Origin of the sequence: Streptomyces sp. NPDC000348, from assembly GCF_042898795.1 — a bacterium.
GTDB lineage: Bacteria > Actinomycetota > Actinomycetes > Streptomycetales > Streptomycetaceae > Streptomyces.
Genome location: NZ_JBIAZD010000004.1, coordinates 153332 through 175479, shown reverse-complemented (window position 1 = coordinate 175479; position 22148 = coordinate 153332). Strand labels below are relative to the sequence as shown.

General features: G+C 73.8%; 19 protein-coding genes. 10 read left to right on the top strand and 9 right to left on the bottom strand.

Annotated elements, in window-relative coordinates:
- Positions 1–269 precede the first annotated feature (269 nt).
- The 3 genes from ACFY3N_RS10400 (at position 270) to ACFY3N_RS10390 (ending at position 4155) form a co-directional block, all read left to right on the top strand.
- A complete protein-coding gene (locus tag ACFY3N_RS10400; RefSeq protein WP_390816198.1) occupies positions 270–1574 on the top strand; it encodes a DUF692 family multinuclear iron-containing protein in 1305 nt (434 codons plus the stop codon).
- Positions 1575–1681: 107 nt separating this feature from the next.
- Entirely contained in the window at positions 1682–2464 is a 783-nt protein-coding gene (locus tag ACFY3N_RS10395) for a TIGR04222 domain-containing membrane protein (protein ID WP_390816196.1), read from the top strand.
- 89 nt (positions 2465–2553) lie between these two features.
- Complete coding sequence (locus tag ACFY3N_RS10390) at positions 2554–4155, top strand: alpha/beta hydrolase (protein ID WP_390816195.1); 1602 nt, start codon at positions 2554–2556, stop codon at positions 4153–4155.
- On the opposite strand, the gene hemQ is transcribed toward ACFY3N_RS10390, so the two are convergent.
- Both hemQ and hemG read right to left on the bottom strand, forming a co-directional pair.
- Positions 4156–4887, bottom strand: a complete 732-nt coding sequence (gene hemQ / locus ACFY3N_RS10385; RefSeq protein WP_390816193.1) for a hydrogen peroxide-dependent heme synthase — start codon at positions 4885–4887, stop codon at positions 4156–4158. It abuts the gene before it with no gap.
- Between the two features lie 5 nt (positions 4888–4892).
- On the bottom strand, positions 4893–6347 hold the full coding sequence (gene hemG / locus ACFY3N_RS10380) for a protoporphyrinogen oxidase (RefSeq protein WP_390816192.1): 1455 nt from the start codon (positions 6345–6347) through the stop codon (positions 4893–4895).
- 155 nt (positions 6348–6502) lie between these two features.
- On the opposite strand from hemG, the gene ACFY3N_RS10375 reads away from it, so the two are divergent.
- Positions 6503–7504, top strand: a complete 1002-nt coding sequence (locus ACFY3N_RS10375) for a DUF4349 domain-containing protein (protein ID WP_390816191.1) — start codon at positions 6503–6505, stop codon at positions 7502–7504.
- Positions 7505–7552: 48 nt separating this feature from the next.
- Complete coding sequence (locus tag ACFY3N_RS10370) at positions 7553–8950, top strand: FAD-dependent oxidoreductase (RefSeq protein WP_390816189.1); 1398 nt, start codon at positions 7553–7555, stop codon at positions 8948–8950.
- A 111-nt stretch (positions 8951–9061) separates the two neighbouring features.
- On the opposite strand, the gene ACFY3N_RS10365 is transcribed toward ACFY3N_RS10370, so the two are convergent.
- Entirely contained in the window at positions 9062–9379 is a 318-nt protein-coding gene (locus ACFY3N_RS10365; protein ID WP_390816188.1) for a hypothetical protein, read from the bottom strand.
- Positions 9380–9512: 133 nt separating this feature from the next.
- Here ACFY3N_RS10365 and ACFY3N_RS10360 point away from each other — a divergent pair, with 133 nt between their 5' ends.
- Positions 9513–10337, top strand: a complete 825-nt coding sequence (locus ACFY3N_RS10360; protein WP_390816187.1) for a rhomboid family intramembrane serine protease — start codon at positions 9513–9515, stop codon at positions 10335–10337.
- 241 nt (positions 10338–10578) lie between these two features.
- On the opposite strand, the gene ACFY3N_RS10355 is transcribed toward ACFY3N_RS10360, so the two are convergent.
- From ACFY3N_RS10355 to ACFY3N_RS10345, 3 genes are all read right to left on the bottom strand, one after another.
- The gene (locus ACFY3N_RS10355) at positions 10579–11868 is read right to left on the bottom strand and encodes a ribonuclease D (protein ID WP_390816186.1); all 1290 of its coding nucleotides are present in this window, start codon (positions 11866–11868) and stop codon (positions 10579–10581) included.
- 143 nt (positions 11869–12011) lie between these two features.
- Positions 12012–12674 (bottom strand): response regulator transcription factor, encoded by a 663-nt coding sequence (locus tag ACFY3N_RS10350; protein WP_004923664.1) that lies wholly within the window; start codon positions 12672–12674, stop codon positions 12012–12014.
- Between the two features lie 267 nt (positions 12675–12941).
- A complete protein-coding gene (locus tag ACFY3N_RS10345) occupies positions 12942–13625 on the bottom strand; it encodes a DUF3000 domain-containing protein (RefSeq protein ID WP_390816185.1) in 684 nt (227 codons plus the stop codon).
- 129 nt (positions 13626–13754) lie between these two features.
- On the opposite strand from ACFY3N_RS10345, the gene hemE reads away from it, so the two are divergent.
- Complete coding sequence (hemE, locus tag ACFY3N_RS10340) at positions 13755–14849, top strand: uroporphyrinogen decarboxylase (RefSeq protein ID WP_390816184.1); 1095 nt, start codon at positions 13755–13757, stop codon at positions 14847–14849.
- 102 nt (positions 14850–14951) lie between these two features.
- Positions 14952–15260, top strand: coding sequence for a SpoIIE family protein phosphatase (locus ACFY3N_RS10335; RefSeq protein WP_390816183.1), 309 nt, complete (start codon positions 14952–14954; stop codon positions 15258–15260).
- A gap of 5 nt (positions 15261–15265) precedes the next feature.
- Here ACFY3N_RS10335 and ACFY3N_RS10330 read toward each other — a convergent pair whose 3' ends face one another.
- From ACFY3N_RS10330 to ACFY3N_RS10320, 3 genes are read right to left on the bottom strand one after another with little or no spacing between them, the layout of a single operon-like run.
- On the bottom strand, positions 15266–16096 hold the full coding sequence (locus ACFY3N_RS10330) for a carbohydrate ABC transporter permease (protein ID WP_390816182.1): 831 nt from the start codon (positions 16094–16096) through the stop codon (positions 15266–15268).
- The gene (locus ACFY3N_RS10325) at positions 16093–17046 is read right to left on the bottom strand and encodes a carbohydrate ABC transporter permease (protein ID WP_390816181.1); all 954 of its coding nucleotides are present in this window, start codon (positions 17044–17046) and stop codon (positions 16093–16095) included. Before ACFY3N_RS10325 ends, ACFY3N_RS10330 begins: the two co-directional genes overlap by 4 nt.
- Positions 17046–18362, bottom strand: coding sequence for an ABC transporter substrate-binding protein (locus tag ACFY3N_RS10320; protein ID WP_390816180.1), 1317 nt, complete (start codon positions 18360–18362; stop codon positions 17046–17048). The genes ACFY3N_RS10325 and ACFY3N_RS10320 overlap by 1 nt, the downstream gene beginning before the upstream one ends.
- Positions 18363–18513: 151 nt before the next feature.
- Here ACFY3N_RS10320 and ACFY3N_RS10315 point away from each other — a divergent pair, with 151 nt between their 5' ends.
- Both ACFY3N_RS10315 and ACFY3N_RS10310 read left to right on the top strand, forming a co-directional pair.
- Positions 18514–20931: a glycoside hydrolase family 2 protein gene (locus tag ACFY3N_RS10315; RefSeq protein ID WP_390816179.1), complete on the top strand. Its 2418-nt coding sequence runs from the start codon at positions 18514–18516 to the stop codon at positions 20929–20931.
- Positions 20928–21962, top strand: coding sequence for a LacI family DNA-binding transcriptional regulator (locus ACFY3N_RS10310; RefSeq protein ID WP_390816178.1), 1035 nt, complete (start codon positions 20928–20930; stop codon positions 21960–21962). Before ACFY3N_RS10315 ends, ACFY3N_RS10310 begins: the two co-directional genes overlap by 4 nt.
- Positions 21963–22148: the final 186 nt, after the last annotated feature.

Below are 22148 nucleotides of genomic sequence, written 5' to 3'. Positions count from 1 at the left end.
GTGTCCGCTCGGGGCACCGCGGGCCGCGTCCGCAGGACCCGCGTGGACGGCGCGACGGCCCGCTCCTCTCGGCCACGCCTCCCCCTCCACCGCGGCGCGCGGCCGCCGGGCGGGCTCGTCGGGTGCCGGGCCCGTGCCTGGCGTACCCCGTGCCCGGCCGAAGCTCAAATGTTGCTCTGAAGGTGGCCGGGGCGCGGTTCGCGGGGGTGCCGGGGGGCCATATCCCCCTCACCTACGGGGGGCCGGACATGCCGGTGGAGGAGGGGACGATGGTGCGACTGGGGACGGGGATCGGGTGGCGGCCGGAGATCGCGGAGGCCGTCGAGGGCATGCCGGGGATCGACTGGGTCGAGGTCGTGGCCGAGAACGTGTGTCCCGGGCATCTGCCCGAGTCGCTGGTGCGGCTGCGCGAGCGGGGGGTGACCGTCGTACCGCACGGCGTCTCGCTGGGGCTGGGCGGGGCCGAGCGGCCCGACGGGGGGCGGCTGGCCGCCCTCGCCGAGCGGGCCGGGGCGCTCCGGTCGCCGCTCGTCACCGAGCACATCGCGTTCGTCCGGGCGGGCGGGGCGCTGACCGCCTCGTCGCCGATCGAGGCCGGGCACCTGCTGCCCGTACCGCGCACCCGTGACGCCCTCGACGTGCTGTGCGAGAACGTCCGTATCGCGCAGGACGCGCTGCCCGTGCCGCTCGCCGTGGAGAACATAGCCGCGCTGATCTCCTGGCCCGGCGAGGAGATGACCGAGGGTCAGTTCCTGTACGAGCTGGCCGACCGGACCGGCGTACGGCTCCTCATCGACGTCGCCAACCTGCACACCAACCACGTCAACCGGGGCGAGGACCCGGCCAAGGCGCTCGCCGAACTCCCCCTGGAGGCCATCGCGTACGTCCATGTCGCGGGCGGGTTCGAGCGGGACGGCGTGTGGCACGACAGCCACGCCCACCCCGTTCCGCGGCCCGTGCTCGACGTGCTCACCGACCTCGCCTCCCGGGTCTCCCCTCCCGGCGTGCTGCTGGAGCGGGACGAGAACTTCCCGGAGGCGGAGGAGATGGAGCGGGAGTTGGGCGCGATCCGGCGGGCGGTCGAGGAGGGGGCGGAGCGACGGAAGGCGGGCGCGGCCCCGGCCGTGGGTGTCCGCCCCGCGCCGCGGCGGGGCTCCCTCGAGGCCGCCCGGGAGCGGCTCGCGCTCGCGCAGACCGCGGTGCTGTCCGCGCTGGTGGCCGGGACGCCCGTACCGGAGGGGTTCGACCGGGTGCGGATGGGGGTGCAGGCGCGGGCGCTCGCCGCCAAGCGGGCCGATGTCGTCGCCAAGGTCGCGCCCGAGCTGCCGGTGATCCTCGGGGACGGGTACCGGGCCGCCTTCCTCGCGTACGCGCAGACGCGGCCGATGACCGGCGGCTACCGGCGGGACGCGCTGGACTTCGCCGCGCACGTGCTGGCCGGGCGGCCGGGGGACGCGTCGGTGCGGCGCGCGCTGCGGGCGTGGTGGCTGGAGCGGTCGGGACCGGAGCCGCGGTCGCACCGGCCGGCGGTGCGGCTGGCGCGGGCCACCCGGCGGGTGCTGCTGCGGCACTGACCGCCGTCGTCCGACAATCCGAGCGGAACGTCGCATACCCACGACGTTCCGTCCCGGATCGTGAACACGGCATGGTGCCGTCGCGGCCACGCGCTTACAAACGACTCATGTTCTGGGTCCCTCTCCTGCTCCTGGCCTGGGCCGTCGCCGGCGTGGCGTGCCTGCGGCTGTGTCTGGCCGCCGTGCGCGGCGCCGCCGAGGCCGACTCCGACGACGCGGGGGCGGGACGCGGTCTGACGCTGTACGAGGCCGCGTTCCTGTCCGGTGGCCCCGGGCGGGTCGCCGACCTCACGCTCGTCGCGATGGCCCGTCAGCGGCGGCTGCTGCTGGCGCACACCGGCTGGGCCACGGTGGTCGATCCGCGTGGGCGGGACGAGATGGAACGGTCGGTGATAGGGGCGATAGGGCCTCAGGGGCAGTCGCCGCTCGCGCCGGTGCGGGCCGCCGCGGCGACCGCGGACGCCGTGCGCGGGATCGCCGAACGGCTGGTCGGCGCCGGGCTGGCGGTGCCCGACGGTGCCGGTACGACCGTCGCGGACGCGGTGCGGCAGGTGCGGCTCGCCGTGCCGGCCGTGGCGGGACTGGGGGCGGCCGCCCTGCTCATGCCCGTCCCGTCGGACATGCCGCGCCTTCTGGTGGCGCTGTGGTTCGCGCTGCCGCTGATCCTCGTGCTGGGCTGTCTGGCCATCGCGCGGTTCGAGGTCCACCCGTACGCACCCTGGGCCTCCCCGGCCGGCCGGCGTCTGCTGGGCGCCCTGCCCCGCGGTACCGGTGACGCCGGTGACGACCGTGCGTACCTCGTCTCCGTCGCCGTGCGCGGCATCCGCGCGGTGCGCGAACCGGAACTGCGCGCGGCCTTCGCGCACCGGACGCCTCCTCGGGGGCGTTGACGCCGACACCCCGGCGCGCGGTGCTTGCCTCACGCCACCGACGAACGAAACATCCCTTTTGTCGCCGTCGTGCACCGAAGGGATCGTCGATGAGAACCGCCGCCGCCGTTCATGTGGCCGCCGGGTCCTTGCTGCTCACCACCCTGGCCGCCGCCCCGGCCGGCGCGGGAACCCCCACCGCCGAGCTGCGCGGCACCGCGACGGCCGCCGCGCGGGCCGCGGCCGAGGGCATCGACTTCGGCGCGTGCCCCGCCGAGCAGGAGCTCCCCGGCGCCGTCCGGTGCGGCACGGTCCGCGTCCCGCTCGACTACGCCCGCCCGAACGGAAAGCAGATCGAACTCACCGTCAGCCGCGTCCGGGCCACCGGGAAGGACCCCGACGACAGCAGGCGCAAGGTGCCCCGGCAGGGGGCCCTGGTCCACAACCCGGGCGGGCCGGGCGCCGGCGGCATGTACTTCCCCCTGATGGGCGTGCTGCCCGGGTGGAAGCGCGTCGCGGCGGCGTACGACCTCGTCGGCTACGCCCCGCGCGGGGTGGGCCGTTCGGCACCGCTGTCCTGCACGGACCCGGGGACGTTCTTCAAGGGCCCCTCGGAGGCGCCGGTCCACCCCTCGGCGGCGTACAAGCGGGAGCGCGTCGCGCGGGCCGAGGCGTACGCGCGGGACTGCGCCGAGCGGACCGGCGACGCGCTGCGGCACTACCACTCCCTCAACAACGCCCGCGACCTGGACGTCCTGCGCGCCGCGCTCGGCGAGAACCGGCTGACGTTCCTGGGGTCGTCGTACGGCACGTACTTCGGGGCGCTGTACGCCACGCTGTTCCCCTCGCACGTGCGGCGGATGGTGTTCGACTCGGCGGTGAACCCGGCCCCGGAGCGGATCTGGTACCGCAACAACCTCGGCCAGTCGGCGGCGTTCGAGGACCGCTGGGCGGACTTCCGGGCGTGGACCGCCCGGCACGACGACGTGTACGGGCTGGGGAGCACGGCGCGCGAGGTGCAGGACAGCTACGACAAGGTTCGTGCGCGGCTGGCGGAGGAGCCGGCGGGCGGAAAGGTCGGGCCCGAGCAGTTGCAGGCGGCGTTCCTGAAGGCCGGGTACTACGACGACCACTGGCCGCACCGCGCGCAGGCGCTGTCGGCGTATCTGAAGGGCGATCCCGCGCCGCTGGTCGAGCAGGCCCAGGAGTACCGGGAGGCCGCGGCGGAGGCGGAGAACGCGCGGGCGGTGTACCTCGCCGTGGAGTGCAACGACGCGCCCTGGCCGACGGACTGGGCGGTGTGGGACCGGGACAACACCCGGCTCGCGCGCCGGGCGCCCTTCGAGACCTGGGGCAATGTGTGGACGAACCTGCCGTGCGCCTACTGGCGGGCGCCCCGGCAGCGGCCGCTGGACGTGCGCGCGGGGAGCGGTGAGCTGCCGCCGACGCTGATCCTGGCGGCGGAGCGGGACGCGGCCACCCCGTACGACGGCGCCCTGGAGCTGCACCGGCGGCTGGCGGGGTCGGCGCTGGTGACCGAGCGGGACGCCGGCAGCCACGGCCTGGCGGGCGGGGCCAACGCCTGCGTGCACGCCCACCTGGAGGCGTACCTGCTGGAGGGCCGGGTCCCGGCGCGGCGCGCCTCCTGCGCACCGCACCCGGAACCCGAGCCGGCGGACCGGCGGGCCGGGGCGGACCGGCCCGCCGCCTGATCAGGCCAGGCCCGCGACCAGTTCCGCGACGTCCTTGCGGCGGCCCGTGAAGAACGGGACCTCCTCGCGGACGTGCATCCGGGCCTCCGAGCCGCGCAGGTGACGCATGAGGTCGACGATCCGGTGCAGTTCGTCGGCCTCGAAGGCGAGGATCCACTCGTAGTCGCCCAGCGAGAACGAGGCCACCGTGTTGGCGCGCACGTCCGGGTAGCCGCGGGCCATCTTGCCGTGGTCGGCGAGCATGCGCCGGCGGTCCTCGTCGGGCAGCAGGTACCAGTCGTAGGAGCGCACGAAGGGGTAGACGCTCACGTAGTCGCGGGCCGTCTCGTCGGCGAGGAACGCCGGGATGTGCGACCGGTTGAACTCGGCGGGCCGGTGCAGCGCCATGTTCGACCAGACCGGCTCCAGCGCACGGCCCAGCCGGGTGCGGCGGAAGAGGTTGTAGGCCTCCTGGAGCTGGTCGGCGGTCTCGGCGTGCCACCAGATCATGAGGTCGGCGTCCGCGCGCAGGCCCGACAGGTCGTAGGTGCCGCGGATCGTGACGTCCTTGGCGGCGAGCTGGTCGAACAGCTCCTGGACCTCGTCGGCGTACCCGGCGCGGTCCTCCGGCAGTACGTCCTTCAGTTTGAAGACCGACCAGAGGGTGTAGCGGATGACCTCGTTGAGGTCCTTGGCCAGCTTGCCCTTGTTGGGGATCCGGTCGGGGGCGGGGGTGGTGGCGTCGTCGCTCATGTCTCTTATTCTCCTGCTCCTCCGTGGAGGCTTTGCACCGGGTGGGCGGTGAGCTGCTGCACAGCGCGCAGGTCACCGTGGATCTGGTCGGCGGCGGCGTACGCGCTCGCGATGCACGCGGGGACGCCGACGCCGTCGTAGGCCGCGCCGCACACGGCGAGACCGGCGAGGCCCGCGAGGTGCTCGCGGACGCGGGCCACGCGCGCGTGGTGGCCGACGGGGTACTGGGGCAGGCCGTTCTCCCAGCGGGTGACGCGCGTGGCGACCGGGGTGGCGTCCAGGCCGACGGCGGCCTTCAGGTCGTGCCGGGAGACCTCCACGAGGCCGTCGTCGTCGCGGCGGAGGATCTCCGTCTCGCCGTGGCGGCCCACGGAGGTGCGCAGGACGACCAGGTCGGGGTTCTCGTCGGCGATCCAGCCCCACTTGGCGGAGGCGAAGGTGGAGGCCTTGATGGTGTGCCCGTCGACGGGCGGCACCAGGAATCCGCTGCCCCCGGGCAGATCGGTCTCCGCGCGGCGGTAGGCGAGGGTGATCAGCGCCATGGAGGCGTACTCGACGCCGGCGAGTTCGGCGGCGGCGCCGGGCGCCTCGGCGCGCAGCAGGCCGGCGGCGGCCGGGGCGGGGACGGCGACGACGACCGCGTCGGCGTGCAGGACGCGGTCCCCGGCGACGACCCGCCAGCCGTCCCGCGGTTCCCGGCGCAGCTCCGTGACCGGTGTGCCGGTGAGGATCTCCGCGCCGCCCGCCCGCAGCGCGTCGGCGACCGCGAGCGGGAGGGTGCCCACCCCGCCCGCGATGCCCGTGAAGACGGGACCCGCCTGCGGCGCGGCGGCGGACCTGGCCTGGATCCCGCGGACCGCCTCGGTGAGGGAGGTGTGGGTGCGGGCGGCCTCGAAGAGCTGCGGCACCGCCGAGCGCATCGAGATGCGGTACGCGTCGCCCGCGTAGACCCCGCCGAGCAGGGGTTCCACCAGGCGGTCGACGACCTCGCGGCCGACGCGCGCCGCCACGTACTCACCGACCGCCACGTCGTCGCCGACCTCGGTGCGGGGCAGGTCGGCGTCGCGCCCGATCCGGGCCAGTCCCTCGTCGGACAGGACGCCGGCGAGGGCTTCGGCGGTGCCGGGCACGCCCATGACGTGCCCCTTGGGCATGGGGTGCAGGGCTCCCCGGGTCCACAGCGAGGCGGTGGCGGTGGCGGGCGGCTGGAGCCGGTCGGCGAGGCCCACCTCGCGGGCGAGGCCCACCGCCTCGGGGCGGCGGGCCAGCAGCGACTCGGCGCCGAGGTCGACGCGCGCGCCCGCGATCTCTCCCGGCAGCAGCTTGCCGCCGACCCGGTCCGAGGCCTCCAGCACGGTGACCCGCGCCCCGTGCGCCCGCAGCCGGTGGGCGGCGGCCAGCCCGGCGATTCCGGCTCCGACGACGACGTGCCGCCCGGAGCCCGCATGTGATCCGCTCATGACCCCACCCTCTCAAACGCCACCGGCACTCCCGACAGGGCCATGTGGCCCTGTCGAGTCCCCACCGTGACCGCATCGGGACCGTCCGGCGCCAACGTCCCGCACCCCTCGCGCGTCGAAGGAACGTCGGTCATCACCACACGGGGGAGCCCCACATGCGCGCACGACGATCCGTACGACCCGCCCACACCCTGGCCGGGGTGCTGCTGGCGGCGGCCCTCGCCACCGGCGGGTGCAGCGCCGCGGGGGACGACTCCGGCGGCTCGTCGGCCGCCGACAAGGCCGCCGCCGCGCCGGCGGAGGGACAGGCCGCCCAGGAGGACGCGAAGCAGGGAGCCCCCGGCGGCGCGGCGGACGGCGCGCGGGCGACCGCGCCGCCGAGGACCACCGCGAACCACATCATCCGCACCGCCTCCCTGACCGTGCGGGTGAAGGACGTCCCGAAGGCCCTGGACGAGGCCCGGACGACGACCGGGGCAGCGGGCGGCTACGTCGGCGACGAGACCACCGACCGGGACGAGGAGGGCCGTGAACACACCCGCGTGGTGCTGCGCGTGCCCGTGGAGAAGTACGACGAGGTCCTCGCCGCCCTGGAGGGCACGGGCGAGCTCCTCGAACGCAGCGCCAAGGCGCAGGACGTCACCGACCAGGTGGTCGACGTGGAGAGCCGGATCACGACCCAGCGGGCCAGCGTGGCCCGTATCCGCGAGCTGATGGACCGGGCCACCAGGCTCAGTGACGTGGTCACCCTGGAGGGCGAGCTGAGCAGCCGTCAGGCCGACCTGGAGGCGCTGCTCGCCCGGCAGGCGTCCCTGAAGGACCGCACGGGCCTGGCCACCGTCACCCTGTCCCTGTCCGAGGCTCCGGCGGAGGAGGCCGCAGAGGACGGCGATCCCGGTTTCACGGACGCCCTCGCGGGCGGCTGGGACGCGTTCGTGACGATGCTGCGCTGGCTGGCGGTGGCGATCGGCGCGGTGCTGCCGTTCGCGGCGGTGGCGGCGCTGCTCGTCCTGCTGTGGCGGAAGGCCGTACGTCCCCGGCTGCCGCGGCGGCCGGAGCCGGCGCCCGTGACGGGCGCCCCCGGCCCGCTGCCGGCGGCCCCGCCGGTGCCGTCGTCGGCGCCCCGCCGGGCGTCCGGCGGGGACGGGGAGGGCTGAGGGACCCTCGAGCGGACTCGAAATCCCCCGCCCCCGTAGCGTGTTCACATGAACATGAGCGAGGCGCGCGGTGCGCGGGAACGCCTGGTGGTGATCGGCGGTGACGCCGCGGGGATGTCCGCGGCGTCACAGGCCCGCCGGCTGAAGGGTCCGGACGAGCTGGAGATCGTGGCGTTCGAACGCGGCCGCTTCACCTCCTTCTCGGCGTGCGGCATCCCCTACTGGGTGGGCGGTGACGTCCCCGGGCGGGACCGGCTGATCGCGCGCACCGCCGAGGAGCACCGCGCGCGGGACATCGATCTGCGGCTGCGCACCGAGGTCGTGGAACTCGACCTCGACCGGGGGCGGGTACGCGCGCGGGACGTCGATTCCGGCGCCGAGTCCTGGACGTCGTACGACGAACTGGTGATCGCGACCGGTGCGCGGCCGATCCGCCCGGACCTGCCCGGCATGGACGCCCCCGGGGTGCACGGCGTGCAGACCCTCGGCGACGGACAGGCCCTCCTCGACACGCTGTCCCGCACGCGCGGGCGCCGCGCGGTGGTCGTCGGGGCGGGGTACATCGGCGTGGAGATGGCCGAGGCGATGATCAAGCGCGGCTACGAGGTGACGGTCGTCAACCGCGGCGAGGAGCCGATGGCGACCCTCGACCCCGACATGGGGCGCCTGGTGCGCCGGGCCATGGAGGGCATGGGCATCACCATGGTGAACGACGCCGAGGTCACCGGGCTGCTCACGGGGGACGACGGCGGGGTGCGGGCGGTCGCCACCGAGGACGCCGAGTACCCGGCGGACGTCGTCGTGCTCGGCATCGGGGTGCGCCCGGAGACGGCCCTGGCACGGGCCGCGGGGCTTCCCCTGGGGGAACACGGCGGACTGCTCACCGACCGGTCGATGCGGGTGCGCGGGCACGAGAACGTCTGGGCCGGCGGCGACTGCGTGGAGGTCCTCGACCTGGTCTCCGGGCAGCAGCGGCACATCCCGCTGGGCACGCACGCCAACAAGCACGGCCAGGTCATCGGCGCCAACGTCGGCGGCGGCTACGCCACCTTCCCGGGCGTGGTCGGTACGGCGGTCAGCAAGGTGTGCGACCTGGAGATCGCGCGCACCGGGCTGCGGGAGAAGGACGCCCGCCGCGTGGGCCTGCGCTTCGAGGCGGTCACCATCGAGTCGACCAGCCGCGCGGGCTACTACCCGAACGCCTCCCCCATGACGGTGAAGATGCTCGCCGAACTGCGCACCGGCCGCCTCCTCGGCGTCCAGATCGTCGGCCGCGAGGGCGCGGGCAAGCGCGTCGACGTCGCGGCGGTCGCCCTCACGGCCGGCATGACGGTGGACCTGATGACGTCCCTGGACCTGGGCTACGCCCCGCCGTTCTCCCCGGTCTGGGACCCGGTCCTGGTGGCGGCCAGGAAGGCGGCGGCGAGAATCCGGGCGACCATGTGAAGAGGGGCGGTGCGACGCCCCTGGAAGGGGCGCGGGGAACCGCGCGACCGGCCGCACACGGCCGGCACCCCGTACGGCGGCCGCATCCCTGCGGCGCCGCCCGGCGGACCCTCACGCCGTCCCGTTGATCCTCTCGATCGCCTGCCGGGCCTGCTCGGCCGGCGGGCGGGCCGGCAACGACGACACCGACGCGTTGGCGTCCGGCACCGGCGCCGACACCGCCGGCTTCGCGTGCGCGGCCCCCCGCACCGAGCGCAGCCGATGGCTCACCGCCTCGTCCAGCGTCACCGGCCGCCGCGTCTGCGCGGCGAGCCGCGCCGCCTCCTGGCCGAGCCGGGCGACGTCCTCCCACGGGAGGCGCACCACGAGCGTGAGTTCGGCCTCGCCGTCGGGCAGCGCGTGCATCGCGGTGGGCACTCGGTCGTTCATCGGCTGTTCCTCCCCATCGGCCCGGCGGCCCCTTCCCCGCGCCGCGGGCGGTCGACGAGTCATACGCGCGGGCGGACGGCGGTGTTCAGCGGCGCCGCTGATTCACCGGCCGCCGCCCGGGCACAAGGGGGATGTGGTCATCCCCGTCCATGACGTGAATCCCGCGCGGCGCACCCCCTGGGTGACGTACGCGCTCCTCGCCGCCAACGTCGTCGTCTTCGTCGCCCTCACGCCGGGTGTCGTCGGTTCGCTGACCGGTGGGAGCGATCTGGCCGACCTGTGCCGCCTCCAGGCGTTCCTGGACCGCTACGCGGTGGTGCCGCGGGAGCTGATCCACCACCGGATGCCGGACCTGGTGCCCACCGGCGGCACCGGGGTGGGCCCGCAGGGGCCGGGGTGCGTGATCGGCGCGCCGGGCTACGACAAGTCGCCGGAGCTGAGCGTCCTGACGGCGATGTTCCTGCACGGCGGCTGGCTGCACCTGCTGGGCAACATGCTCTTCCTGTGGGTCTTCGGAAACAACGTCGAGGACCGGATGGGGCACATCCGCTTCCTGCTCTTCTACCTCGTCTGCGGGTACGCCGCCTCGTACGGCTTCGCCCTGCTCGACGCCGGCTCGGGCGAGCCCCTGATCGGCGCCTCCGGGGCCGTCGCCGGGGTGCTGGGCGCCTATCTGGTGCTGTATCCGAAGGCGCGCGTCTGGGTGCTGGTGCCGTTCCTGATCTTCCTGCCGCTGCGGCTGCCGGCCTGGATCGTGCTGGGCCTGTGGTTCGTGCTCCAGGCGGTGTACTCGTCCGGCGAGGGGGTCACCGACGCCGGGACGGTGGCGTACGCGGCGCACGTCGTCGGCTTCGTGGCCGGCATGCTGCTCGCCTGGCCGCTGCGCCCGGGCACACCGCCGCCGCCCGAGCCGCGCGGCGTCCTCTTCGGCCGGCGGGCGCGGCCGGGCTGGGGGTAGCGGCGGGATCCGCCGCGCCCCAGGGACAGCGGCGGGATCCGCCACTGTCCCAGAGAGAGCGGCACGGTCCGCCGCGCCCCAGGGACAGCGGCGCGGTCCACCACGCTCCGGGACAGCGGCACGGCCCGCCACGCCCAGGAAGCGCGGCACGGCCCGCCACGCCCAGGAACCGCAGCAAGGCCCGCCACGCCCAGGAAGCGCGGCACGGCCCGCCACGCCCAGGGACCGCGGCACGGTCCCGCTACGCCCCCTTCGCGGACAGTGCCGCCACCAGCACCGGGGTGACCTGCTCCACCTGCCACGGACGGGCCCCGTGCTCGGCGAGAGCCGCCCCGACGGACTCGGCGTTCACCACCGCCGGCGGCTCCCAGCAGACCCTGCGCACCGTGTCCGGCGTGATCAGGTTCTCCGGCGGCATGTTCAGCCGTTCGGCGAGCGCGCCGACCGCCGCCCGCGCCGCGGACAGCCGCGCCGCCGCCGCCGGGTCCTTGTCGGCCCACGCGCGCGGCGGCGGAGGGCCGGTCACCGGCTGGCCGGGCTGGGGCAGCCGGTCCTCGCCCAGCTCCCGCGCCCGGTCGACGGCCGCCTGCCACTGCTCCAGCTGGCGCCGCCCCACGCGCTGCCCGAACCCGTTGAGCGCGGCGAGGGCGTGGAGGTTGGCCGGGAGGGCGAGCGCGGCCTCCACGATCGCCGCGTCCGAGAGCACCTTGCCGGGGGAGACGTCCCGGCGCCGGGCGATCCGGTCGCGGGTCTGCCACAGCTCCCGCACGACGGCCATCTGCCGGCGCCGGCGCACCTTGTGCATGCCGGAGGTGCGCCGCCAGGGGTCCTTGCGGGGCTCGGGCGGCGGTGCCGAGGCGATCGCGTCGAACTCCTGCCGGGCCCAGTCCAGCTTGCCCTGCCGGTCCAGCTCCTTCTCCAGCGCGTCGCGCAGGTCGACCAGGAGCTCGACGTCGAGGGCGGCGTAGCGCAGCCAGGGCTCGGGCAGCGGGCGGGTGGACCAGTCGACGGCGGAGTGGCCCTTCTCCAGGACGAAGCCGAGCACGTTCTCGACCATCGCGCCGAGCCCGACCCGGGGGAACCCGGCGAGGCGTCCGGCCAGCTCGGTGTCGAAGAGACGGGTGGGCACCATGCCTATCTCGCGGAGGCAGGGCAGGTCCTGGGTGGCGGCGTGCAGCACCCACTCGACGCCGGACAGCACCTCGCCGAGACCGGACAGGTCGGGGCAGGCGACGGGGTCGATCAACGCGGTCCCGGCGCCCTCGCGGCGCAGCTGGACGAGGTAGGCGCGCTGGCCGTAGCGGTAGCCGGAGGCGCGCTCGGCGTCCACGGCGACGGGGCCGCTGCCCGCGGCGAAGGCGGCGACCACCTCGGCGAGGCCGGCCTCGTCCGCGATCACGGGCGGAATGCCCTCGCGCGGTTCGAGCAAGGGGATCGGCGCCTCCGTAGCAGAAGATCCGCCGTCGTCCGGAGGGGCGCCTCCGGTGGTGCGCAGTGAACGGTCTGCTGCGGTGTCGTGGGCGTCGGTCACCTGTCAAGGGTATCCGTGTCACGAAGGCGCCCGTCGACGGTCGTGTTCCGTGACGGGCGCCGGTGGGTCGTATTCCGGTCAGAAGGAGGAAAGATCGTGTTCGTGAACCCGTGGGCGGGGCGGAACGGGGCGGGGGGATGCGGTCAGTGGATGATGCCGGTGCGCAGGGCCACCGCCACCATGCCGGCGCGGTCGCCCGTGCCGAGCTTGCGGGCGATGCGGGCGAGGTGGCTCTTGACGGTCAGTGCGGACAGGCCCATCGAGACGCCGATCGCCTTGTTCGACTGGCCCTCCGCCACCAGCCGCAGCACCTCGACCTCGCGGCCGGACAGTTCCCGGTAGCCGCCCGGGTGGCTCGGGGCACCCGGGGGGCGGCGGTGCAGGCGTGCGGCGGCGGCGCCGATGGGTGCGGCACCGGGACGGGTGGGGAGCCCGAGGTTGGTGCGGGTGCCGGTGACGACGTAACCCTTCACTCCGCCGGCGAGGGCGTTGCGCACGGCGCCGATGTCGTCGGCCGCGGAGAGGGCGAGGCCGTTGGGCCAGCCCGCCGCGCGGGTCTCCGAGAGGAGGGTGAGGCCGGAACCATCCGGCAGGTGGACTTCGGCGACGCAGATGTCGCGGGGGTTGCCGATGCGGGGACGAGCCTCCGCGACGGACGAGGCCTCGATGACATCGCGTACACCGAGCGCCCACAGATGGCGGGTGACGGTGGAACGGACGCGCGGGTCGGCCACGACCACCATGGCGGTCGGCTTGTTCGGGCGGTAGGCGACCAGGCTTGCGGGCTGCTCGAGGAGAACGGACACCAGGCCTCCTGGGTGCGGGACGGGGCCGGTTCGTGGGGGGTGAAGCCGGGACGAACCATGCTTTCAAGGTCACAGTCGTCTTCGGCAATAAACCTGGCGTCCTTTAACGAATGATCACGAAGTGATGAGTAACAATCCGGGCAATTCGGACGCGCGAGCGATCATTCGAAGACCGAACGGTTTCGATCTACGTCGCAACGCTTCCGAAAGTGGCCGTGTCGACAAAGAGACGGGCGTCGGCGACCGCCGGGAGCACCCGCGGGAGGCTCAGCGCGACTGCGGTCCCCTCCGCTGCGGCAGCGTCACCACGGACGCGTCCCCCGGAGCGGCCGGCGGCAGCCCCGCGACCTGCGCCAGCAGATCGGACCACGCGACCAGGTGGGCGGCCGTGTCCGGAACCCCGCCCAGGCCCTCCCGGGGCGTCCAGGAGGCCCGGATCTCGATCTGCGAGGCGGCGGGCCGCGCGGACAGCCCGCCGAAGTAGTGGGAACTCGCACGGGTCACCGTGCCGCTCGGCTCGCCGCACGCCAGTCCGCGCGCCGCCAGCGCGCCGGTCAGCCAGGACCAGCACACCTCCGGCAGCAGCGGATCCGCCGCCATCTCCGGCTCCAGCTCCGCGCGCACCAGCGTCACCAGGCGGAAGGCGCCCTGCCAGGCGTCGTGTCCGGCCGGGTCGTGCAGCAGCACCAGCCGGCCGTCGGCCAGGTCCTCCTCGCCGTCGACGACCGCCGCCTCCAGCGCGTACGCGTACGGGGCGAGCCGCTTCGGGGCCGGCGCGGGATCCACCTCGATCCGCGGCCGCAGCCGCGCACCGCGCAGCGCCTCGACCGCGGCCCGGAAGGGCGGTGGGGGCGCACCCCCCGTACCCCCCTGTCCGGGGTCCCCTCCGGTCTCCTTCCGTTCGTCCATTCCGCCAGCGCCGTCCGACAGTCGTCCCTGAGCCGCAGCCATGCGGGGAAGATTAAGCGGAACGGGCCCCCGGCGCAGGGAGGGACACCCGCGCCGCCCGGGGGTGTCCGGATCCCGCCCCGCGGGCCCTGGGGTCCGGGCGTGCCGGCGGGTCGTGCGAGACTTGCCGGTGTGAGTGCCAACGCAAGCCCGACGGGCCAGACGCCGACCGCGACCACCCCTCCCGTCAGGAACGACGCAGTCCAGGAATCGGCCTTCCTCAAGGCGTGCCGGCGCGAGCCCGTGCCGCACACACCGGTGTGGTTCATGCGGCAGGCCGGGCGCTCACTGCCGGAGTACCGCAAGGTCCGCGAGGGCGTCGGGATGCTCGACTCCTGCATGCGCCCCGACCTGGTCACCGAGATCACGCTCCAGCCGGTGCGCCGCCACCGCGTCGACGCGGCGATCTACTTCAGCGACATCGTCGTCCCCCTCAAGGCCATCGGCATCGACCTCGACATCAAGCCCGGCGTCGGCCCGGTCGTCGAGCAGCCGGTGCGCACCCGCGCCGACCTCGCCCGGCTACGCGACCTCACCCCCGAGGACGTCTCCTACGTCACCGAGGCGATCGGCATGCTGACCCGCGAGCTCGGGTCCACCCCGCTGATCGGCTTCGCGGGCGCCCCGTTCACCCTCGCGAGCTACCTCGTCGAGGGCGGCCCGTCCCGTACGTACGAGAACGCCAAGGCGATGATGTACGGCGACCCCGGGCTCTGGGCCGACCTGCTCGACCGCCTCGCCGACATCACGGCCGCGTTCCTCGAGGTGCAGATCGCGGCCGGCGCCTCCGCCGTCCAGCTCTTCGACTCCTGGGCCGGCGCGCTCTCCCCGGCCGACTACCGGCGCTCGGTGCTGCCCGCCTCGGCGAAGGTGTTCGACACGGTGGCCGGCCACGGCGTCCCGCGCATCCACTTCGGCGTCGGCACCGGTGAACTGCTGGGGCTCATGGGCGAGGCCGGCGCGGACGTCGTGGGCGTCGACTGGCGCGTCCCGCTGGACGAGGCCGCCCGCCGCGTCGGCCCCGGCAAGGCGCTCCAGGGCAACCTGGACCCGACCGTGCTGTTCGCCGGCCGGGAGGCGGTCGAGACCAAGGCGCGGGAGGTCCTGGACACGGCCGCCGGTCTGGAGGGCCACGTCTTCAACCTCGGCCACGGCGTCATGCCGTCCACCGACCCGGACGCCCTGACCCGTCTCGTGGAGTACGTCCACACGCAGACGGCGCGCTGACCCACCGCGTACGCGCCGCACGCGCGTCGGAACCCGGGAGCGGGGTACTGGGCACACGTTGCCCGCCGCGTTCGCTCCCGGGTGCGGGCAGGTGGAGGCCTCATGAGGCTCGAGATGTTCGACCCCGCCCCGATCGGCGTCGTCGTCACCCAGGGGCCGGAGCAGCGGCCCGAGTACACCGGCGCCGTGGAGCCGCTGCCGCCCGGCTCGACCCTGCTGCTGTACACCGACGGGCTGGTGGAGCGCCGGGAGGAGGACCTGACCGTCGGTCTGGAGCGGCTGCGTCACCACGCCTCGGCGGCCGTCCGCCGCCCTCTGGAGGCCTTCTGCGACACCCTGCTCGCCGACCAGCTGACCGTCGACAACGACGACGACGTCGCCGTACTGGCCCTGCGCCTCCCGGCGCGGTGAGCCCCCTACTTCGTCGCCCCCCTCGTGAAGCCGTTGTAGATGAAGCGCTGGAGGAAGAGGAAGACGAGCAGGGTGGGGAGGATGACCAGGACCGCGCCCGCCGAGATGGTCTCCCAGTGCGCGCCGAAGGGGCCCTTGAAGCGGAACAGGGACGTCGAGATCACGCCGAGGTCCTCGGAGGGCATGTAGAGGAAGGGGATGTAGAAGTCGTTGTAGACGGTGATCCCCTTCACGATGACCACGGTCGCGATCGCCGGTTTGAGCAGCGGGAGGATCACCTTGCGGTAGATCGTGAAGGCGCCCGCCCCGTCCAGGCGGGCCGCCTCGTCCAGGGAGACCGGGATGGAACGGATGAACTGCAGGAAGATGTAGATCGACACGATGTCCGTGCCCATGTAGAGCGCGATCGGCGCCCACAGGCTGTCGAACATGCCGAAGCTGTTGACGATCTGGAAGGTCGCCACCTGGGTGGTCACCCCGGGGACCAGCGCGGCGAGCAGGAACAGGGCGACGACCGGCTTCCGGAAGCGGAAGTGGAAACGGTCGATCGCGTACGCCGTCATCGAGCCGATGAGGATCGTGCCGCCGACGGCGACGACCAGGACGACCGCCGTGTTGCCGAACGCGGACAGCATCCGGCCGTCCCGGAACGCCGTCACGTAGTTGTCGAAGTTCAGCGGGTCGTCGGGCAGGGCCAGCGCTCCGCTGCCGTTCGCCATCTCCCCGGACGACTTCAGCGAGGTCAGGAAGACCACGGTGAGCGGCAGCAGCACGACGAGCGCCGCGAGGATCAGCGACAGGTACACCGACGCGCGGGCCACGGTGCGGCGGGTCATACCACATCCACCTTTTCGTCGGGGACGATGCGCCGCTGCACCCAGGTGACCGCCAGGACGATCAGCAGCAGGACGACGGCGGCGGCCGAGGCGAGCCCGGTCTTGTTGAACTGGAAGGCCAGCTTCACGGTCTGGATCACGAACGTCTCGGTGCCGGTGGCACCGCCGGTCATGATGTACGGGATCTCGAAGACCGAGAGCGAGCCGGAGACGGAGAGGACGACGCTCAGGCTCAGTACCGGCTTGATGCCGGGCGCGATGATGTGCCGGAACTGGTGCCAGCGGCTCGCCCCGTCGATCTCGGCCGCCTCGTACAGCTCGCCCGGGATGGACTGGACGGCGCCGAGGAAGAGGACGAAGTTCAGGCCCAGGTGGCGCCAGACGGAGACGCCGGCGAGTGAGGTGTTCGCGGAGAACGGCGTGCCCAGCCAGGCGTGGTCGGACTCGACGCCGAGGAGGCGCAGTACGGAGTCGAGGGTGCCGCCGTCCTGGAAGAAGTAGAGGAAGACGAAGCCGATCGCCACCCCGTTGATCAGGTACGGGAAGAACAGCACGCCCTTGAAGAAGTTCCGGAAGCGGATGTCGAAGCTGAGGACCGTGGCGAAGTAGAGGGCGAGGACGATCTGCACCACGGACGCGGCCAGGTAGTAGCCGCTGACGAAGAAGACCTCGAACAGCTCGGAGCGGGTGAGGAGTTCGGTGTAGTTCTCGGCGCCGGTCCAGTTCAGTCCGGGGCTGATGCCGTCCCAGTCGGTGAAGCTGTACGCGATCATGTTGGCGATCGGCGCGTAGGTGAAGGTCAGGAGCAGGGCCAGCGGGGCGATCAGGAAGAGCCACGGGGTGAGGCGGAGCGCCAGCCGGGTGCGGCGCGGGGCGGGCGCGGCACGCTTCGCCCCGGCGGGCGCGGCCGGGGTGTCCGGCCGCGCCGCCTTGCGGGTGGTGTCCGTCATCAGGACCCCAGCGAGTTCCGCGCCTCGGCCCAGCGCTCGCCGAGGTCGCCGAAGAAGTCGTCGAGGCCGCCCTTGCGCGCGCCGCGGGCGAGGTCGACGAGTTCCTGGCGGTAGTCGGGCTTGTAGATGCCGACCTCGGACTGGTTGTCGATGGACTTGACCTCGGCGCCCTTGGCGTCGTCGAGGTCGATCAGCTTGACGCCCTTCTCCTCGTACGGCTCGAGGATGTCGGGCAGCGGGGCGTCCTTGAGCGGCGACAGGGCGAGGTTGGCCTCCGCGTAGCCGGACTTGTCGGTGAACCAGTCGATCCAGGCGCGGGCGGCTTCCTTGTTGTCGGAGTTGACGTTGACGGCCTGCTGGTAGTCCGGGGAGGTCACCGCGCAGAAGGCGCCGTCCTTCTGCGCGGGGAAGGGCATGAAGCCGATGTCGTCGGGGTCGGCGCCGGCCTGCTCGGCGGCGGCCCGCATCTGGACGACCGCCCAGGAGCCGAGCCACATGGTGGCGATCTCGCCCTTGGCCAGCTTGGGTTTGGACGCCTCCCAGTTGGTGGTGGTCGGGTCCTTCTCCACGAGGCCGCCGCGCACCATGTCGTGGAGCAGGGTGTCGCCGACGCGCAGGTCGGCGCCCTCGGCCCACGGGTCGCCCTCGGCGAGCTCCGTGGTGGCGCCCGTGTCGCAGCCGACGGAGCCGTTGACGTTGGTCCACTGGGTCAGCGGCCACATGTCCTTGAAGTTGGTGTAGTACGGCACCGCGTCGGTCTTCGATCCGATCGCCTCGAGGTCGTCGAGGAACTCGGCCGGGGTGGTGGGCCAGTCGGTGACGCCGGCCTCGCTCCACACCTTCTTGTTGTAGAGGAAGCCGGGGACGACCCCGAGGGGGCTCTGGCCGTACACCTTGCCGTCGACGGTGGAGTAGTCGGTGAAGCGGTACTTGGCGCCGCGTTCCTCCGCGGTGCCGAGGGAGGCGAAGAACCTCGGGTAGTCCTTCTTCTCAATGACCGCCGGGATCATGAGGACGTCGCCGTAGTTCTCCGTGTTCATGCGGATCTTGACCTCGCCCTCGTAGTCGGTGAGGCCGTCGAACTCGACCTTCACACCGGGGTAGGTCCTGTTGAACTCGGCGGCGTACTTCTTCATCGTCCCGTCCTGCACCAGGTCGGTGCGGTGGGTGAGGACCGTGAGGGAGCCCCTGACCTTCGACGGGTCGTCGGGGGCCTCGGCGTCCGCGCCCTTCGAGGAGCCTCCCGAACCCGTGCAGGCGGATGCCAGCAGGGCGAGGACGGCGATCGGTCCGGCTAGTACCTTGCGGCGGTTCATGTGCACCAGCTCCGTTCACGGGGCGGACGAGCACGAGTGGGTTGGCTGGTTCGGCACTCTGGCAGCACCTCACTGAACCGGTAAAGTCTCTATTCCGCCAACGATGCCAAAACCTTGCCCAGACACCACTCGACCGGTTTAGGGAGTGTGCATGCGTCAGGTCACACCGCTCACCGAGGGATGGACCCTGCGACACCCGGACGGCACGGGGGACGCGCTCCCCGCCTCGGTGCCGGGGTGCGTGCACACCGATCTGCTGGCGGCCGGGCTGATCCCCGATCCGTTCCTCGGCCGGAACGAGGCCGAGGTGGCGTGGGTGGGCCGGCGGGACTGGACGTACGAGACCGGGCTGACCGCCGCGGCGGGCGCGCACGAGCGGACGGATCTGGTCTTCGACGGTCTCGACACCGTCGCCGAGGTCCTGCTCGACGGCCGGACGCTGGGCCGGGTGCGGAACATGCACCGCTCGTACCGCTTCGACGTGACGGGGCTGAGCGGGCGGCTCACCGTGCGGTTCGCGTCCGCCTACGCCGAGGCGGAGGCGGTGCGCGGCGCGGTGGGCGAGCGGCCGGGGGCGTACGCCGAGCCGTACCAGTACGTGCGCAAGATGGCCTGCTCGTTCGGCTGGGACTGGGGGCCGACGCTGGTGACGGCCGGCATCTGGCGGCCGGTGCGGCTGGAGCACTGGTCGACGGCCCGGATCGCCCGGGTGCGCCCCCTGGTCACCGTGGAGGACGGCGTGGGGCAGGTCGAGCTGGCGGTCGACGTGGAGCGCTCCCGGGTCGAGGCGCCGCTCACCGTGGAGGCGGCCGTCGGCGGCGTGCGCGCCCGCGCGCGGATCGACGGCACCCGGGGGACGGTGCGCCTGCGGGTGCCGGACGCACGGCTGTGGTGGCCCCGGGGCTACGGCGGACAGCCGCTCCACGACCTGGAGCTGACGCTGCTCGACGGCGAGGAGGAGCTGGATTCGTGGCGGCGCCGGATCGGGTTCCGGACGGTGGAGCTGGACACCTCGGCCGACGCCCACGGCACCGGGTTCACCCTGGTCGTCAACGGGGAGCGGCTGTTCGCGCGGGGCGTCAACTGGATCCCGGACGACGTCTTCCCGTCCCGGATCACCCGTGAGCGCTACCGTCGGCGGCTGGAGCAGGCGGCCGGCGCGGGCGTGGACCTGGTCCGCGTCTGGGGCGGCGGGATCTACGAGAGCGAGGACTTCTACGACGCCTGCGACGAGCTGGGGCTGCTGGTCTGGCAGGACTTCCCGTTCGCGTGCGCGGCCTACCCCGAGGAGCAGCCACTGCGCGGGGAGGTGGAGGCGGAGGCCCGGGAGAACGTCGTCCGGCTGATGCCCCATCCCTCACTGGTGCTGTGGAACGGCAACAACGAGAACCTGTGGGGGTTCCGGGACTGGGACTGGGAGCCGGGGCTGGCCGGGGACTCCTGGGGCGAGGGGTACTACCTGGGCGTACTGCCGCGCGTGGTGGCCGAGTCGGATCCGACGCGGCCGTACACGGCGGGCAGCCCCTGGTCCGGGTCCTGGCTGCACCACCCCAACGACCCGGCGCACGGCACGCACCACTCCTGGGAGGTGTGGAACCGCACCGACTACGCCGACTACCGCCTCCACGTGCCGCGTTTCGTCGCCGAGTTCGGCTGGCAGGCGCCGCCCGCGCACGCCACGCTGCGGCGGGCGCTGCCCGGGGAGGAGCTCGCCCCGGACTCCCCCGGCATGCTGCACCACCAGAAGGCGGACGACGGCAACGGCAAGCTGGAGCGCGGGCTTGCCCGCCACTTCGCCGTGCCGGAGGGGGACTTCGACCGCTGGCACTACCTGACGCAGGTCAACCAGGCACGCGCGATCGCCGCCGGGATCGAGCACTGGCGCTCGCACTGGCCGGTGTGCGCGGGCACGGTGGTGTGGCAGCTCAACGACTGCTGGCCGGTGACCTCGTGGGCCGCGATCGACGGGGACGGGCGGGAGAAGCCGCTCTACCACGAGCTGCGGCGGCTGTACGCGGACCGGCTGCTGACCGTGCGCGCGGACGGCGAGGGGCTGGTGGTGGCCGCGGTCAACCAGTCCGCCGAGGCCTGGCACGGCACGCTGCGGCTGCGCCGGATGTCCGTCGACGGCACGGTGACCGGGGAGGCGGCCCCGGTGCTGGCCGCCGAGGGGCGGACCGTGGCGGTGGTCGAGGTGCCGGCCGGCCTGGTCCCGGCCGGCCCGAAGGAGTTCCTGGTCGCCGACGCATGGGGGTCGCCCCGCTCGGGCGGGGCCGGGAGCGGGGGAGGTCCGCGGGCGCTGCACTTCCCGGTGCCGGACCGGGAGATCCCGTACCCGCGGCCCGAGTTCGAGGTCGCGCTCGCGCCGGGCGGGATCACGGTCACGGCCCGCACCCTCGTACGGGACCTGCTGCTCCAGGCCGACCGGCTGGATCCGGAGGCGGTGGCCGACCGGGGGCTGGTGACCCTGCTGCCCGGCGAAGAGGTGACCATCGGGGTGCGGGGCTGGAAGACTCCGGACCCGGAAACCGCCCGTTGCGCCCTGTACTGCGTGGAGCCCACTCGATGACGGCAACGCCGACCCCCCGCGTCACCATCAAGGACGTCGCCGCGCGCGCCGGCGTGTCCAAGGGGGCCGTGTCCCTGGCCTTCAACCGGAAACCCGGTCTGTCGGAGGCGACCCGCGACCGGATCTTCCGGGCGGCGCGGGAGCTGGGGTGGGCGCCGAGTCCGACGGCGCGCACGCTGGCCGGGTCGCGGGTGGACGTGGTGGGTCTCGCGGTGTGCCGGCCCGCCCGGCTGCTCGGCCTGGAGCCGTTCTACATGGAGTTCGTCTCCGGGGTGGAGAGCGTCCTGGTCGAGCGGTCCTGCTCGCTGCTGCTGCGGCTGGTGCGCAGCCCGGACGAGGAGGTCGGGCTGATGGAGTCGTGGTGGAGGGGCCGGCAGATCGGGGGGTCGATCCTGGTGGACTTCCGGGCCGGCGACCCCCGCCCGGCGGTGGCCGAGCGGCTGGGCCTGCCGGCGGTGGCCGTCGGGCACCCGTCGCTGACGGGCGGGCTGACCTCCGTGTGGACGGACGACGCCACGGCCGTGACCGAGGCGGTGCGGTACCTGGCGGCGCTCGGGCACCGGCGGATCGCCCGGGTGGGCGGCGCGGCGGCGCTCGGGCACACCTCGATCCGCACGACCGCGTTCGACGAGGCGGTGCGGGCGCTGGAGCCGCCGGCGCGGGCCTGGCAGGTGGCCACGGACTTCTCCGGGGACGCGGGGGCGCGGGCCACCCGCTCGCTGCTGACCGCCGCGCCGGGCGACCGGCCGACGGCGATCGTGTACGACAACGACATCATGGCGGTGGCGGGGCTGTCGGTGGCGGCGGAGATGGGGCTGCGGGTGCCGGACGAGGTGTCGCTGCTGGCGTGGGACGACTCGCAGCTGTGCCGGCTGACGCATCCGACGCTGTCGGCGATGAGCCATGACGTCCACGGGTTCGGGGCGGAGGTGGCCCGAACGCTGTTCGGCGTCATCAGCGGGGAGGGACCGGGGTCCCACCCCGTACCGACCCCCGTGCTGACGCCCCGGGGCTCCACTGCCCCACCGTGATCCGCCTCCGCCGCCCCTTCCCGTCCCCGTCCCCCGGGGGCGGTGCTTCCGGACCCCCGCTCCTCAAGCGCCGGAGAGGCTGATTTTCAGCCTCTCCGGCGCTTGAGGAGCGGGGTCTGGGGCGGAGCCCCGGGTTCGGGACGGGAAGGGGCGGCGGGGGCGGGAGAACCCCTCACCGGACGCCGC

Coding starts and splice junctions, on each gene's coding strand:
- ACFY3N_RS10365 (WP_390816188.1), bottom strand. CDS start 9,379: ATGAACGACCGAGTGCCCACCGCGATGCACGCGCTGCCCGACGGCGAG.
- ACFY3N_RS10395 (WP_390816196.1), top strand. CDS start 1,682: ATGTTCTGGGTCCCTCTCCTGCTCCTGGCCTGGGCCGTCGCCGGCGTG.
- ACFY3N_RS10330 (WP_390816182.1), bottom strand. CDS start 16,096: ATGACCCGCCGCACCGTGGCCCGCGCGTCGGTGTACCTGTCGCTGATC.
- ACFY3N_RS10345 (WP_390816185.1), bottom strand. CDS start 13,625: ATGGCTGCGGCTCAGGGACGACTGTCGGACGGCGCTGGCGGAATGGAC.
- ACFY3N_RS10325 (WP_390816181.1), bottom strand. CDS start 17,046: ATGACGGACACCACCCGCAAGGCGGCGCGGCCGGACACCCCGGCCGCG.
- ACFY3N_RS10390 (WP_390816195.1), top strand. CDS start 2,554: ATGAGAACCGCCGCCGCCGTTCATGTGGCCGCCGGGTCCTTGCTGCTC.
- hemG (WP_390816192.1), bottom strand. CDS start 6,347: ATGAGCGGATCACATGCGGGCTCCGGGCGGCACGTCGTCGTCGGAGCC.
- ACFY3N_RS10370 (WP_390816189.1), top strand. CDS start 7,553: ATGAACATGAGCGAGGCGCGCGGTGCGCGGGAACGCCTGGTGGTGATC.
- ACFY3N_RS10310 (WP_390816178.1), top strand. CDS start 20,928: ATGACGGCAACGCCGACCCCCCGCGTCACCATCAAGGACGTCGCCGCG.
- ACFY3N_RS10335 (WP_390816183.1), top strand. CDS start 14,952: ATGAGGCTCGAGATGTTCGACCCCGCCCCGATCGGCGTCGTCGTCACC.
- ACFY3N_RS10320 (WP_390816180.1), bottom strand. CDS start 18,362: ATGAACCGCCGCAAGGTACTAGCCGGACCGATCGCCGTCCTCGCCCTG.
- hemQ (WP_390816193.1), bottom strand. CDS start 4,887: ATGAGCGACGACGCCACCACCCCCGCCCCCGACCGGATCCCCAACAAG.
- ACFY3N_RS10400 (WP_390816198.1), top strand. CDS start 270: ATGGTGCGACTGGGGACGGGGATCGGGTGGCGGCCGGAGATCGCGGAG.
- ACFY3N_RS10375 (WP_390816191.1), top strand. CDS start 6,503: ATGCGCGCACGACGATCCGTACGACCCGCCCACACCCTGGCCGGGGTG.
- ACFY3N_RS10315 (WP_390816179.1), top strand. CDS start 18,514: ATGCGTCAGGTCACACCGCTCACCGAGGGATGGACCCTGCGACACCCG.